General features: G+C 38.4%; 27 protein-coding genes. All 27 read left to right on the top strand.

The genetic code is table 11. From position 1 onward, the window contains the following. Positions 1-8: 8 nt before the first annotated feature. Positions 9-254 carry a hypothetical protein gene (locus ACYFX0_RS20505; RefSeq protein ID WP_460271864.1) on the top strand — a complete coding sequence of 82 codons (246 nt, stop codon included), beginning with the start codon at positions 9-11 and terminating at the stop codon, positions 252-254. A gap of 99 nt (positions 255-353) precedes the next feature. Further along, positions 354-584: a hypothetical protein gene (locus ACYFX0_RS20510; protein ID WP_460271866.1), complete on the top strand. Its 231-nt coding sequence runs from the start codon at positions 354-356 to the stop codon at positions 582-584. A 17-nt stretch (positions 585-601) separates the two neighbouring features. Next, positions 602-1075 (top strand): hypothetical protein, encoded by a 474-nt coding sequence (locus ACYFX0_RS20515; protein WP_460271868.1) that lies wholly within the window; start codon positions 602-604, stop codon positions 1073-1075. After that, positions 1053-1439 (top strand): hypothetical protein, encoded by a 387-nt coding sequence (locus ACYFX0_RS20520; protein ID WP_460271870.1) that lies wholly within the window; start codon positions 1053-1055, stop codon positions 1437-1439. Before ACYFX0_RS20515 ends, ACYFX0_RS20520 begins: the two co-directional genes overlap by 23 nt. 77 nt (positions 1440-1516) lie before the next feature. Further along, complete coding sequence (locus ACYFX0_RS20525; protein ID WP_460271872.1) at positions 1517-1765, top strand: hypothetical protein; 249 nt, start codon at positions 1517-1519, stop codon at positions 1763-1765. A 71-nt stretch (positions 1766-1836) separates the two neighbouring features. Beyond that, the gene (locus tag ACYFX0_RS20530) at positions 1837-2112 is read left to right on the top strand and encodes a hypothetical protein (RefSeq protein ID WP_460271874.1); all 276 of its coding nucleotides are present in this window, start codon (positions 1837-1839) and stop codon (positions 2110-2112) included. Positions 2113-2127: 15 nt separating this feature from the next. Beyond that, positions 2128-2265 (top strand): hypothetical protein, encoded by a 138-nt coding sequence (locus ACYFX0_RS20535; RefSeq protein ID WP_460271876.1) that lies wholly within the window; start codon positions 2128-2130, stop codon positions 2263-2265. After that, the gene (locus tag ACYFX0_RS20540) at positions 2258-2446 is read left to right on the top strand and encodes a hypothetical protein (RefSeq protein ID WP_460271878.1); all 189 of its coding nucleotides are present in this window, start codon (positions 2258-2260) and stop codon (positions 2444-2446) included. Before ACYFX0_RS20535 ends, ACYFX0_RS20540 begins: the two co-directional genes overlap by 8 nt. A gap of 6 nt (positions 2447-2452) precedes the next feature. Then, positions 2453-2755: a hypothetical protein gene (locus ACYFX0_RS20545; RefSeq protein ID WP_460271880.1), complete on the top strand. Its 303-nt coding sequence runs from the start codon at positions 2453-2455 to the stop codon at positions 2753-2755. Between the two features lie 18 nt (positions 2756-2773). Continuing rightward, the gene (locus ACYFX0_RS20550) at positions 2774-2977 is read left to right on the top strand and encodes a hypothetical protein (RefSeq protein ID WP_460271882.1); all 204 of its coding nucleotides are present in this window, start codon (positions 2774-2776) and stop codon (positions 2975-2977) included. A gap of 10 nt (positions 2978-2987) precedes the next feature. Beyond that, on the top strand, positions 2988-3176 hold the full coding sequence (locus ACYFX0_RS20555) for a hypothetical protein (protein WP_460271884.1): 189 nt from the start codon (positions 2988-2990) through the stop codon (positions 3174-3176). Between the two features lie 15 nt (positions 3177-3191). Further along, positions 3192-3596 carry a hypothetical protein gene (locus ACYFX0_RS20560; protein WP_460271886.1) on the top strand — a complete coding sequence of 135 codons (405 nt, stop codon included), beginning with the start codon at positions 3192-3194 and terminating at the stop codon, positions 3594-3596. After that, a complete protein-coding gene (locus ACYFX0_RS20565) occupies positions 3597-3881 on the top strand; it encodes a hypothetical protein (RefSeq protein WP_460271887.1) in 285 nt (94 codons plus the stop codon). It abuts the gene before it with no gap. A gap of 13 nt (positions 3882-3894) precedes the next feature. Further along, the gene (locus ACYFX0_RS20570; protein ID WP_460271889.1) at positions 3895-4275 is read left to right on the top strand and encodes a hypothetical protein; all 381 of its coding nucleotides are present in this window, start codon (positions 3895-3897) and stop codon (positions 4273-4275) included. A gap of 38 nt (positions 4276-4313) precedes the next feature. Further along, on the top strand, positions 4314-4769 hold the full coding sequence (locus tag ACYFX0_RS20575; protein ID WP_460271891.1) for a hypothetical protein: 456 nt from the start codon (positions 4314-4316) through the stop codon (positions 4767-4769). A gap of 211 nt (positions 4770-4980) precedes the next feature. Further along, complete coding sequence (locus ACYFX0_RS20580; protein ID WP_460271893.1) at positions 4981-5190, top strand: hypothetical protein; 210 nt, start codon at positions 4981-4983, stop codon at positions 5188-5190. A 12-nt stretch (positions 5191-5202) separates the two neighbouring features. Beyond that, on the top strand, positions 5203-5403 hold the full coding sequence (locus ACYFX0_RS20585; protein WP_460271895.1) for a hypothetical protein: 201 nt from the start codon (positions 5203-5205) through the stop codon (positions 5401-5403). Then, entirely contained in the window at positions 5396-5683 is a 288-nt protein-coding gene (locus ACYFX0_RS20590; RefSeq protein ID WP_221660672.1) for a hypothetical protein, read from the top strand. Before ACYFX0_RS20585 ends, ACYFX0_RS20590 begins: the two co-directional genes overlap by 8 nt. 3 nt (positions 5684-5686) lie before the next feature. Continuing rightward, complete coding sequence (locus ACYFX0_RS20595; protein ID WP_193635656.1) at positions 5687-5890, top strand: hypothetical protein; 204 nt, start codon at positions 5687-5689, stop codon at positions 5888-5890. 66 nt (positions 5891-5956) lie between these two features. Continuing rightward, positions 5957-6208, top strand: a complete 252-nt coding sequence (locus tag ACYFX0_RS20600) for a hypothetical protein (RefSeq protein ID WP_221660674.1) — start codon at positions 5957-5959, stop codon at positions 6206-6208. 2 nt (positions 6209-6210) lie between these two features. Continuing rightward, positions 6211-6573: a hypothetical protein gene (locus ACYFX0_RS20605; RefSeq protein ID WP_460271897.1), complete on the top strand. Its 363-nt coding sequence runs from the start codon at positions 6211-6213 to the stop codon at positions 6571-6573. A 13-nt stretch (positions 6574-6586) separates the two neighbouring features. After that, on the top strand, positions 6587-7027 hold the full coding sequence (locus ACYFX0_RS20610; RefSeq protein WP_221660676.1) for a hypothetical protein: 441 nt from the start codon (positions 6587-6589) through the stop codon (positions 7025-7027). Between the two features lie 112 nt (positions 7028-7139). Then, positions 7140-7319, top strand: a complete 180-nt coding sequence (locus ACYFX0_RS20615; RefSeq protein ID WP_221660677.1) for a hypothetical protein — start codon at positions 7140-7142, stop codon at positions 7317-7319. 39 nt (positions 7320-7358) lie between these two features. Further along, complete coding sequence (locus ACYFX0_RS20620) at positions 7359-7643, top strand: hypothetical protein (protein WP_460271900.1); 285 nt, start codon at positions 7359-7361, stop codon at positions 7641-7643. Between the two features lie 13 nt (positions 7644-7656). Continuing rightward, a complete protein-coding gene (locus ACYFX0_RS20625; RefSeq protein ID WP_460271902.1) occupies positions 7657-7938 on the top strand; it encodes a hypothetical protein in 282 nt (93 codons plus the stop codon). 146 nt (positions 7939-8084) lie between these two features. Further along, positions 8085-8369: a hypothetical protein gene (locus tag ACYFX0_RS20630; protein WP_460271904.1), complete on the top strand. Its 285-nt coding sequence runs from the start codon at positions 8085-8087 to the stop codon at positions 8367-8369. Between the two features lie 469 nt (positions 8370-8838). Further along, positions 8839-11558: immunoglobulin-like domain-containing protein (locus tag ACYFX0_RS20635; protein ID WP_460271906.1), on the top strand; the 2720-nt coding region annotated here is incomplete at its 3' end.

Here is an 11558-nt window from a genome sequence, read left to right on the forward strand (position 1 = left end):
GTTTTTAAGTGGAGAAGTGGAACGAGGAACAAATAGAACAAGCTAAGAGCGAGGTCGAGGCAGAATGGGAGTCTATTCGTGCCATAGACGAGGAATTGGCTGCGTGTAAGAAACGAATAGCAGAGTTAGAGGAAAAAAGGTCGCAGCATACGGTAACTAAGCAAAAGAAAGAGCGTACGTTATTTTCGCAGGGTTGGTGGCTTACGGAAGATGGTTGGTCTGACTTAAACAATAAGTGGAGGAAGGTAAAATAATCCTTCCTTTTCTAAAGGTAAACTATTGACTAAAATATAATAAAATGGTATAGTAAAGACAGATAAAACGTTACAACAAAGCAAAAGGAGTTGGTAAGTATGGTGGAAAAAGTATTTCGGATTTATGTAGAGACGGGTATGGTGTTTGATTTTAAAACGGATTGTTATGATAGCGCTAAAGCGCTTGTAATTGATTTAGAAGAAGCAGATACGTATGCAAAAGTTCCTGAGGGTGTAAAAATGACTTCGAACTACTTTGATTTTAATGGGGTAATGATACATACAAAGGCAAAAATCATAGGGGTAATGGAAGTAAAAGAAGATAAATAAAACAGGAGGTGATGAAGATGTATGAAGTAGTCGCAATGGTTATATTTAATGGGGAGAAAGCCCCTGTCTTAGCAGAGCGAGCAGAGTATACGTTTTGTAAATATCCGGGTCTTATTATTGGTCAGGATGCGGTAGGGACGTTTCTGAAATGCTACAAGTACGACAGACCTACGAAATACTTTAAAGCGTTTGGTGGGGATGAATTTGATATTCATTTAGAAAGTGGTGTGGTTGAGCATTGCTATGGTCAGTGGTGGGACGGTGGTTCTGACAAAGCTGCTGATATTTTAGGTAAAGATATTATTCGGGCTGCATACGGCATAGAGAAGGAGTTAGAGAACTGCTATGTGTTCTCTAGTGGGTATGTAGTTAAAGAAAAGTTCGAGGAGCTAATGGCTAGCTATACAGGTAAAATATATACTTCCGATGAATATAAAGAATTAATGCGTGAGAGAAGGTTGGCTAAGAGTGAAGCTGCGGAAACTAAATGAAGATGAAAAGAGAGTATTAAAACTTACGTCAAGGCGTATAGGGAAACTTATACTTCTTGTCGCCATTATTAAAGGTATTCGTTGGTGGTTACGGGCAAACTCGGACTGGTTAGCGGGTCAAATAGATACGATACAGAGGAAATCAGGGATTACAATAGAGCAGATAATTTATGCGTCGACCACGGCGGGTATTATTACTGGGATTGTGTTTTTGATAGCGGGGTTTATGCTGTTCGGGTTGAAGTTCCTAGAGAAAAAGGCGTTTACCGTTATCGTTTTCGGGTTCATTATAGACATGATATTTGTTCGACTATTCCCAGATATTTTAGCGGCAATCGTACGGGCAGTAACTGGAATACATTAAAGGTTTGTGATAAGTGTGGTACAAAAGTAAGAGAAGATATATGGTTTAATTAGATACATAAAGGAAGTGGGATTTAGATGAGAATTTCAGATGAGTCACTAAGAAAACAGGCTACGGCTTATATAAAAGATGGTGTATTAGTAAAGTGGGGGTTTGAAGATAGAGAGGAAGTTCGATTCTACGCTCGTATGAATGAAAAGTATCGGAAGCAGGAACTACTAACTGATGAGGATGTTGGATATATTAAGCAGCTAGGTAATGTGGTTATTGAGCAGGGAAAAACACTAGAATTTGTTAGGTTTTCGGGGTCTATCTATAGAGACTAAGTGGTGTATATAGCTAAGTTTTCGTGTAGAGGACTTAGCTATTTTATTATGAATATATAGGAGGGTTGTGCGTGTTAGTAAGTAATAGAGGTATTCAGTTAGTTACGCAAACGCATGAGAACCGTATGCTAACGGTTGAGGACTATTGCAAATGGTACGATTTGTTTCTTATTGAACCAGACGGAACGGTTCAAACAGTTGAGTGGAATCAGCATTTCGATAAAGGTTGGAGAGACCACTGTATTGTGCCACAATCGTTTAAAGATATGGCAGAGTATTTAGATGCTGCTTACGATGAGGCTACATGGGAAAAGGTTTGTGATATGTACGAGGAGAACTGTTTGTAAAGGAGTCTGATTGCGATGAAGATGTGTGTAAACTGTAAAAGCCGTTATTACGTTGGTGAAGGGTATAGAGACCTGTGCAGTAAGGACTGCTACGAAACGTATTGGTTAGATATAGAAAAGTTATTTGCAGGGGAGAATGTAAGCGATGAGTAAGGTTTCAGATGAGTCAGTAGATAAAGCGTTAATGGAGCTGTGGAGACTACGCGGTGGTTTACGTGACGGTGCGGGGTTAATGTCACCGGACGCATATGAAAAAGAGTCCCGGGATATTGCGTTCCTTGCTATTAATGTAATTCAGAGTATGCAGGAGGAGTTAAAGAAAATAAGGGGGTAAGTAGTAATGAAGATGTTAACAACAGAGTGTAACGGGTGTGGAGGTAGTGGGTTTAGTGGTCGTGGGACTGGGTACAGCGCTGTATGTGATGATTGTGGTGGGAATGGGGAGCATCCTGTTCATGTTGGAAAAATACCACACAGAGCGTTACAGGAAAAGGATATTGTAAGGGTTAGAAAGCATAGAGATAAAGTGATTCCATACCGAATTGAAAGCATAGAGGGTGTAGAGGCAAAATGTACGAACCTGCTAGATGCCTATATGTATGTCATTCCGGTAGATGATTTATATTTATGGATTGTAGATTGAGTAAAGAGGTGTCAGTGTTTGGCTACATGTTGTGATGATTTAGCGATACGTATAATACGTAACTCGTTTGAAAAGTTAGGTAAGAGTGTTGAGTTCTTAACTGATGTTGAGGTACGAACAAAGTCAGAAGAGGCATATAAACATATACAGAAGTTAGGGATTGATATAAATACCGAGGGTGACCGTTATCTGTCTGAGGTGTATAAAATATTCGGATGTTAGGGGTGTTGAGATGTCTGATAATAAGCTTCAAAACATGCTAGGAAAGATGGAAGAGGCTAGAGCAAAAGAGCTTGGGTTGTCTGTAGATGAGTACCGAAAAATGCTTGCTGATAAGGAAAATAAAAGTAGAGAAGAAGCCCGTAAGTATCTAGGCTCTAAGGCTTGCGAGCAGGGTATGGAGAGGTTGAAAGACGAGTAAGGGAAGTGATTTGTTATGGAATTAACAATTAACTCCAGTATGTATCGGTATTTAAAAGGGGTTATCGCTAAATATTTTCGGAGTGAACACAGGTGGCGGTACGATGAGGATGAGGGAGAGCTTAGGTATTATAAAGGTAAGCGTAACTTAAAAGAGTTAGAATTTATTGCAGATATGGTTTTTGGTGATATTTCTGATGTTGTTCAGAAAGGGTATTACTATAATACAGACGGAGAATGTACAGGGGCGTACATCGTTATTCACCTGTATGTGGACGCTGATTTTAACGGGGCGAATCAAGGCACAGCAGGGGATTACTCATATCTTATTGTTAGCTTGTTTGAGAACACCTTTTCGTTAAACCAATCAACAGGTTTGGCTGATTTAGTGGACAAAGAGTGCATGGAGGAGGTCAAGTAAATGTCAGAAAGTACAACGTATAGGTTAAGTAAAGCGGTAGATAGGAACACAGGTACTAAGGTTTCTATGAAGATAGTAGGTCAGTATTACCAGTTTAAAGAAGAGGATTTAAAGGTTGGGAGTAACCTCAACTTTCGAGATGTAAATGAAGCCTTTGGGTATAAATACGAGGGTGAGATTGTGGCAGTTGGGAATCAGGTTATACGAAAACGAGATTATGTGGTTGTTTCTACGAAAATACGAGACTATTACTTGCTTAAGTATGTAAGGCAGGGGAATCAGTGAGGAGGGTAAATGTATGCGTGATGTGATACACGATTGTTTAGTAGATTTATTTCCAAGATTAGAACCTACGGAGGAGCGTATAACGGCAGTTGCTGATGGGCTTCCCCAGAATGTTAAAACATTAGCAGCTGAGTGGGGTTGGAACGATACAGAGGTTAGAGATAAGGTATTTGTTTGGATACGTGAGAATGCCGATGAGGTAGCAGGGAAGCTGCAGGTAACTACTACAGAGCCTATGGTGATGAATGAGGATTATTTTAGAAAACGGGCGGAAGCAATGAAGGAACATGTGGCAGATAACGAGCAGAGCAGCTATTATCAGCTAGGTGCGGTTACTGTGTTAGAGGAGCTAGCTAATCTGCTTCGTGATGGGAAACTTATTATAAAAGAATAAACAATTAGATAGCTAGTTTTTAACTGGGGTCTATAGAAATGGAGAGGTTAGATGTGGGTATTTTTAAAATCGCACATTTTTACAGTAATAATCATGATGAGAGTTCGTTCTTCGTAAAAACGAATATAGCTACGGAAACGCTAGGGGAAATCATTGCGTGTCTTCAGTTTAGGTTTGAGGATTTAGTAGATGAGTCTTTATGTATGGAAGATGGGCATATGTTGGCGCTTTTAACAGAATTCTTCGATGTAGAAGATGTTACGGAGGAATATAAAAAATACCTACCAGATATTCAGTTAGACACAGCTAAATGGAGAGACGTGAATGTAATTGCGATACCTAAAACAAATGAAATTATCACACAAATTGACCAGTACCATGTGAGAGAAAAACACTGCGGGAGTAACTATAAAGAGTTAGTGAAGAAGAGACTACCTAATTGCAAAGAGTTCGATAAGGCAATTACAGATTCTAAATATAAATACGAATATTGATTTTTTAATTAAGGAATAATTGATAGGGTTGTACAGAATTTGAAGTTTATTAAGAAATGGGGAATCTCGTGATAACGGCATGGGCTTAAGAAAAATAGGAAAATGGTATACTTATAGCAAGTTAAAGAAGTAGAGAGTTGGCTCAGTAAAGGGGTTGGCTCTCTATTTGTATGTAGGAACAATGATTTTAAACCGAAAGTGGGAGTAGCATATGGAGAAGACAATGCATGCATATAAGTGTGAAACGGGCTGCGGGATGCTTACTATGATTGATAAGTACTATAAAGGTAAGAGAGTGTTCTGTGGCGCTTGTGGGAGTAAGGAAACAATGGTGTATCAAGGCGAGTGTATAGTTAACACGGGAAGTATTGTAAACCGAGTAGGTTTTAATTTAGGTATAAATAGAAAGTTAAATAAGTAAGGAGTGTTGAATGTGGGTAATGTTAAACAAGTAACAATGAAAATGGGAGATGTAGCATCTCTTATATCTGCTGCGTGTCATGTTCATGATATTAAAACTATAGAGGAGTTAAGAAATTACTTCCTTGATAACTACGATTCTAATATTAAATTCACAACAAATGAAGATAATATCAAGATAGAAGAGTATAAGAGTGGGAAAAGACGTGGCTAGGAAGATGAAGGCTATGCCTTATGAGTTAAAGAAGTTGTTGAGGCAGTACGATACATATAACCGGAAAGCAGGAGAGGTTCACCATAAGATTACGAAAAAGCTAGAAGAGTATGGTGTACCTTTTGAGAATATAACGGCTGAGGGTGACGATTATGGGGATGCGCCAAATAACGAGGGGTTTACCTATATTGTCCATTCTGAGGGGAACGTAGAGGATAATATTGAAATGATTGAAGAGGTGTTCCTGTACTTCGTAAACCGAAGTAAACAAGGAGGTTAGTGTATGAATCTACCTATATGCTCTAGAAAGATGTTTGTAGGGGAATTTATCGAGCTTGGATATACTAAAGAGACCAGAAAAGAAAAAGGAATACATCGTGAACATCTAGAGAGTCACGGTTGGGTTTACAAAGGGCATAGACGTGAAGGAAATCAATTGATTATGGTGTACCGCAGGTTGTTGGGTGAGGGTGAAGAGCTTGCGTAACATAAATAGCGGTAGATGTGTTTTACGGTCTTTTGTATAGATTTACCTACAAGGAGGATATACATCATGAAAACAAAGCGTATACGGTCTGTTTTACGTGCGAAAGGTTGGCGTAAGGGTAAAAGTAAGGGAACGTTTGAAAAACCCTGTACGTGTGTAAGTTGCGGCGGTACAGGTGAAAGGTCTGGTTGGGTAGCTAACGGAGTGTATCCAAATGTGGATACGTGGTACGAAGCAATGGTTACGTGTAGTGACTGTAAAGGTACAGGAAAAGGCAGGGATGTAACGCACGTAGCTGTTGAGAAGTTGGAGGGTTAAAGATGCCGGGGTTTGTGATTGGGGATAAGAGCAAAGTCGTTGTAGGTGCAAGAGCAAGTAGGTATATGGAACGAGAAGAGTTAGGCGATTTCCTAGCGGTTAACGATTCCGTATACTGGGTGCGGTCGCCCCTGTTAGGTATGCGGTATGAGATTGTTAAAGATTCCGATGAGGGTAAAGAGTTGGCGGTTATGCTTACATCCGGAGTGTGTGCCGAGGAAATAAAAAGATACCTAGATGGATTGGTGTTAAAACATATCCCAGTCGATGTGTTAGTGTCCGAAATTGAAAGAATCAAAAAAGAGTCATTTGAGGCAGGGGAGCGCTCTATAAAGGACAAGTTTAAGAAATTACTAGATTATTGAGGGGTGAGTTGATGTGATAGTTGCAGAAGAGACGGCGTATTTCATGGTTCACCAGTTTAAAGATGAAAAGGGCGTACCGGGTGTGGAAATACTTAATCGACTTACTGGAGACCCTGATACAGATACGTTTGATTGTGCTTTTGAGAATTTGGAGTATGAATTAAAATCGCATGATTATGAGGATAAATACTCAGTTGTTAAAGTACGTTCTGAACTAGAAAAAGATTATGGTTATGTCTGTGGTGATGAATTTGATGTAGGTTTGTATATTGAAGAGGTGGATTTTGGTGCGCTCCTTCCTAAGAGGGCGGATAAAAAAGAAGACGGAGCTGCTCGCGCAAAAAAGATGCAGGAAACCCTTCAAGAATTGAGTGAATTAGGTCTTGGTGATGTCTTAATTGATGTAGGAGAGGTAGTTCCTAGACTAAATAGATGCGAAAAAGATGAGGGATAAAGCAGGACATAGGTCTTGCTTTATTTATGTGGTATTATTGACTAAAATATAAATAAATGGTATAGTAAAGGTACGAAAATAAGTTAGGGCATTTAGATACGGAGGGGTATGTGTGAAAACAAAAGGATTAGCGCAACAAATTATTGAGCAGCAGTGTAGAAATGTAAATGAACTGATTCGGGTTAGTGAACTATTGAAAAAAGCATGTAAAGAGGCTCCTACAGGTAGTGAGCAAGAAGAGAATTTAAATCAAGCTTTACAGAGAGTAGATACATTAATCGAGACCTTATAAGACGGGGAGTTATATAGATTCTACTGAGGAGGGGTACAGGTGTTTAATAACCATTACGGAAAACAAAAAGATGGTAGTGTTTTAGATTATGATATGTTCATGACAGTAGGTAAGACAATGAAATGGGATTATGAGGAGCAAGATAGCGATAGTATACGGGTGTTTAATCCTGATACGGACGAGACAATGTTTACAGTAACAAACACCGAGATAGAAGAGCATTTTGGTGAGTTAGCTGAGGATGTTCCTTGTTGGGATGAAATAACGGAGTACGTCAATGGTAGCTGCAGGGATGTTATTATCAAATTTTACAACAGAAAATAAGGGGGAGTTATTTGTGTTTAAAGTTAGAGATAGTAACGGAATGGCGTACAGTCAGGTAAAAAACCCCGCTGCGCTATATGATGCTGAGTTTTCAGTGTTGCATAAGATTGGTGAGAGTGATTTTATCGCTGCTGAGTATAAAAGAATGGTAGAGGTTTACCGTAACGCAGGGTTGTATGGTGAGGCAGATGCCCTACAGACAATGGATTTACCTCATGACCAAGAGGAAATCGATAAGGTGTATCAAATATGCGATTATATCGGGGTATTGCATCGAAAGCATAAACTAAATTAAAAGATGATGTATAAGTAGAAAATCAACTACGTAGGACATTTGCATATAGTAGGTGTCCTTTATAAATACCACTCTATTGACTAAAATATAATAAACTGGTATAGTATAAGTAACAAAAGGAAAATAAATAACAGGAGGGATTCAATATGGAATATACGAAAAAAGGTGAATTGGTAACCAAGATGTTTCGGGATGCGTTTAGAACAAGACCTGGAATGGGGATGTCAGGTTCGGGTCAGCCGTTAGATGTACAACTCAACGAGTTCTTACAAGTTAACAAGCGTATAAAAATTGAAAATAGAGAGTTTCATAGAACGGTTAATGAATTGAACGATGGAAGCTTCTATGTTATAGAAACGGAACTAGTATACTTCCGATTGTATTACCCAGAAGATAAAAAAGATGAAAAAGATAAAACAAATAAGGAGTAAATAGTAAAGGGGGCGTGGATGCGCTCCTATTTTTTATATTTGTAAGGATAATAGGAAGTATGCAGGTAAGGCAGTTAACAAATTTAAAAATAATTTCGCATACAGAAGTGGGTTTGAATATTGATATATAAGGATTTTGGTCGCTGATAGCGAATAACTGGAAGATACTATGATAAATAAGTGGCTCGGAAAGGAGGGAATCTGAGTTACTATATGTATGTACCAAACAGGAAGATGTTAGTAACAAAAGAAATGTTTTCTAAAGTTGGTAAGAGTGATAAGAATACTATTGACTAAAATATAATAAAGTGGTATATTAAAACTATCAAAGAAAACAAGAAGTTATGAAGTTAGCGAAACAAGCAAAATAAAAACTGTTGACTAAAATATAATAAAGTGGTATAGTTAAGTCAACAAATAAAATAAGTAAAACAATCGACATAAAACAAATGGAAAGAGGGAATCGACAATGAATAACAAGACAAACAAAATGGTAGGGATTGTAGCAACAGCAGCATTAGCAACATCAATGGTAGCAGGAGCAGGTAGCGCAAGCGCACAAACGCCTGATACATTAAAAGCAAGTGAGCCAGCTAAAGCAAAAGCGGCGGTACAAAATGCACCAACGGCGTATAACGTACCTATTACATTTGCTAAAAAAGAATACACAATGAAAAAAGGACAATCAAATGTTGTAAATAACTTAGTAGATTTACTAGGTATGTCAGCTAAAGTACAAACGCCAGATGGCTTACGAAGCTTAGAGTATTTCGTTAAATACAATGTAGATGCTGTAGATATCAATAAAGTAGGGGATTACACAGTAAACTTCACATTAAATCATGTAGATGACGATGAGCGTTATACGTTTAAAGGTCAAGGCTCTGCAATTGTCCATGTAGTTGAGTCAGGAAAACCTACAATTTCATTTAAAAACGGTAAAAATATTACTGCACGTGTAGGTGACACATTTGAGCCATATAAATATGTAACAGCAATGGATGCTGAGGACGGAAACATTACTTCAAACGTAAAAGCATTCGATACTAAAGCAGGTAAAATGTTAACAGTATTAAATACAGAAGGAACAATCAATGTACAGTTTACGGTTAAAGATAGTGACGGAAACCTGACTACGGAAACAGCAACACTTACAGTATTACCTGCTAAAGAGGTAGAAGATGCAGCCCCTGTATTAAACGTACCATCTAATACAGCAATTACTGAGGGTGACAACTTCGATGTAATGAGTGGAGTATCTGCTACAGATAAAGAAGATGGAAACATCACTTCTAAAGTAACGTATGAAGGAAGCGTAAACACAAATAAAGCAGGAACGTATACAATTAAATACACTGTTAAGGATTCTGCAGGTCACACGGTTACAAAAACACGTACTGTTACAGTTAACGCTAAACCAGTAGAGGATGCAGAGCCTGTATTAAGCGTACCTGCTGAAACTACAATTACTGAGGGTGATAACTTTGACCCAATGGCTAAGGTAAAAGCGTTAGATAAAGAAGACGGCGATATTACTTCTAAGGTAGTTGTAAATGGAAGTGTTAATACAAACAAAGAAGGAACATATAAAATCCATTACACTGTTAAGGATTCTGCAGGTCACACGGTTACAAAAAGTCAAACGGTAATTGTAAAAGCAAAACCAGTAGTAGACGAAGCTCCTGTATTAAAAGTACCTGCTGAAACTACAATCACTGAGGGAGATACGTTTGACCCAATGACTGGAGTAAAAGCTACAGATAAAGAAGACGGAGACATTACTTCTAATGTAGTTGTAGAGGGTAAAGTGGATACAGATAAAACAGGAACTTACACAATTAAATACACAGTTAAGGATTCTGCAGGTCATGTTGCTACAAGTGAACAAAAAGTAACTGTAAAAGCGAAACCAGTAGTGGAAGATGAAAAACCTGTATTAAAAGTACCTACTGAAACTACAATTACTGTAGGTGACAAATTCGACCCAATGACTGGTGTAAAAGCTACGGATAAAGAGGATGGAGACATCACTTCTAAAGTAGTTGTAGAGGGTAAAGTAGATGCGGATAAAGAAGGAACTTACACAATCAAGTACACAGTTAAAGACTCTAAAGGTCATGAAGTGACAGAAACACAAAAAGTAGTTGTTAAAGCAAAAGAAGAGGTTAAGGACGAAGCTCCTGTATTAAAAGTACCTACTGAAACTACAATTACGGTTGGAGATAAATTCGACCCATTCGCAGGAGTATCTGCTACGGATAAAGAGGACGGAGATTTAACTGACCGAGTGGACTTCGAGGGAGAAGTAAATACGGAAAAAGCGGGAACATACACACTTGAGTATTCAGTTAGAGACTCTAAAGGAAATCGTGTGACTGCAAAACGTACAGTAATCGTTAAAGAAAAAGAAGAGGTTAAAAATGAGAAACCTGTACTAAAAGTACCTGCTGAAACTACAATCACTGTTGGCGATAAATTCGACCCAATGACTGGAGTTACGGCTACTGACAAAGAGGATGGAGACCTTGCAGCAAAAGTAAAAGTTGACGGTAACGTAGATACTTCGAAAGAAGGAACTTACGAGTTAACATATACGGTGAAAGACTCTAAAGGGCAAGAAGTAACAGCAACACAAAAAGTTACGGTTAAAGCAAAAGAAGAAGTTAAAAACGAAAAACCTGTATTAACTGTACCAGAAACGGTTGAGTTAACGGTTGGAGATGTATACAATCCAATGACTGGTGTAAAAGCAGTCGATAAAGAAGATGGTGACTTAACTGATAAAGTAATGCATTTCGGTGAAGTAGATACAAACAAAGAAGGAACGTATGAAGTTAAATTCCTTGTTCGTGATGCAGGTGGTAATGAAGTGCTTGCAACACAAAAAGTAATCGTTAAAGCTAAAGAAGATAACGGCAACAATGGTGGTAACGAAGGTAATAACGGTGGTAACGAAGGTAATAACGGTGGTAACGAAGGTAATAACGGTGGTAACGAAGGTAATAACGGTGGTAACGAAGGTAATAACGGCGGTAACGAAGGTAATAACGGCGGTAAAGAGGACAACGGTGGTAAAGAGGACAACGGTTCTAAAGAGGACAATGGTTCTAAAGAGGATAACGGTTCTAAAGAGGACAATGGTTCTAAAGAGGATAACGGTTCTAAAGAGGACAATGGTTCTAAAGAGGA

It is taken from the genome of Bacillus sp. NEAU-Y102 (assembly GCF_054788175.1).

Bases quoted from the DNA above. Each gene is read 5' to 3' on its own strand.
- ACYFX0_RS20570 (WP_460271889.1), top strand. From the start codon at position 3,895: ATGCGTGATGTGATACACGATTGTTTAGTAGATTTATTTCCAAGATTA.
- ACYFX0_RS20545 (WP_460271880.1), top strand. From the start codon at position 2,453: ATGAAGATGTTAACAACAGAGTGTAACGGGTGTGGAGGTAGTGGGTTT.
- ACYFX0_RS20630 (WP_460271904.1), top strand. From the start codon at position 8,085: ATGGAATATACGAAAAAAGGTGAATTGGTAACCAAGATGTTTCGGGAT.
- ACYFX0_RS20510 (WP_460271866.1), top strand. From the start codon at position 354: ATGGTGGAAAAAGTATTTCGGATTTATGTAGAGACGGGTATGGTGTTT.
- ACYFX0_RS20515 (WP_460271868.1), top strand. From the start codon at position 602: ATGTATGAAGTAGTCGCAATGGTTATATTTAATGGGGAGAAAGCCCCT.
- ACYFX0_RS20565 (WP_460271887.1), top strand. From the start codon at position 3,597: ATGTCAGAAAGTACAACGTATAGGTTAAGTAAAGCGGTAGATAGGAAC.
- ACYFX0_RS20525 (WP_460271872.1), top strand. From the start codon at position 1,517: ATGAGAATTTCAGATGAGTCACTAAGAAAACAGGCTACGGCTTATATA.
- ACYFX0_RS20605 (WP_460271897.1), top strand. From the start codon at position 6,211: ATGCCGGGGTTTGTGATTGGGGATAAGAGCAAAGTCGTTGTAGGTGCA.
- ACYFX0_RS20580 (WP_460271893.1), top strand. From the start codon at position 4,981: ATGGAGAAGACAATGCATGCATATAAGTGTGAAACGGGCTGCGGGATG.
- ACYFX0_RS20595 (WP_193635656.1), top strand. From the start codon at position 5,687: ATGAATCTACCTATATGCTCTAGAAAGATGTTTGTAGGGGAATTTATC.
- ACYFX0_RS20535 (WP_460271876.1), top strand. From the start codon at position 2,128: ATGAAGATGTGTGTAAACTGTAAAAGCCGTTATTACGTTGGTGAAGGG.
- ACYFX0_RS20555 (WP_460271884.1), top strand. From the start codon at position 2,988: ATGTCTGATAATAAGCTTCAAAACATGCTAGGAAAGATGGAAGAGGCT.
- ACYFX0_RS20575 (WP_460271891.1), top strand. From the start codon at position 4,314: ATGGAGAGGTTAGATGTGGGTATTTTTAAAATCGCACATTTTTACAGT.
- ACYFX0_RS20600 (WP_221660674.1), top strand. From the start codon at position 5,957: ATGAAAACAAAGCGTATACGGTCTGTTTTACGTGCGAAAGGTTGGCGT.
- ACYFX0_RS20540 (WP_460271878.1), top strand. From the start codon at position 2,258: ATGAGTAAGGTTTCAGATGAGTCAGTAGATAAAGCGTTAATGGAGCTG.
- ACYFX0_RS20560 (WP_460271886.1), top strand. From the start codon at position 3,192: ATGGAATTAACAATTAACTCCAGTATGTATCGGTATTTAAAAGGGGTT.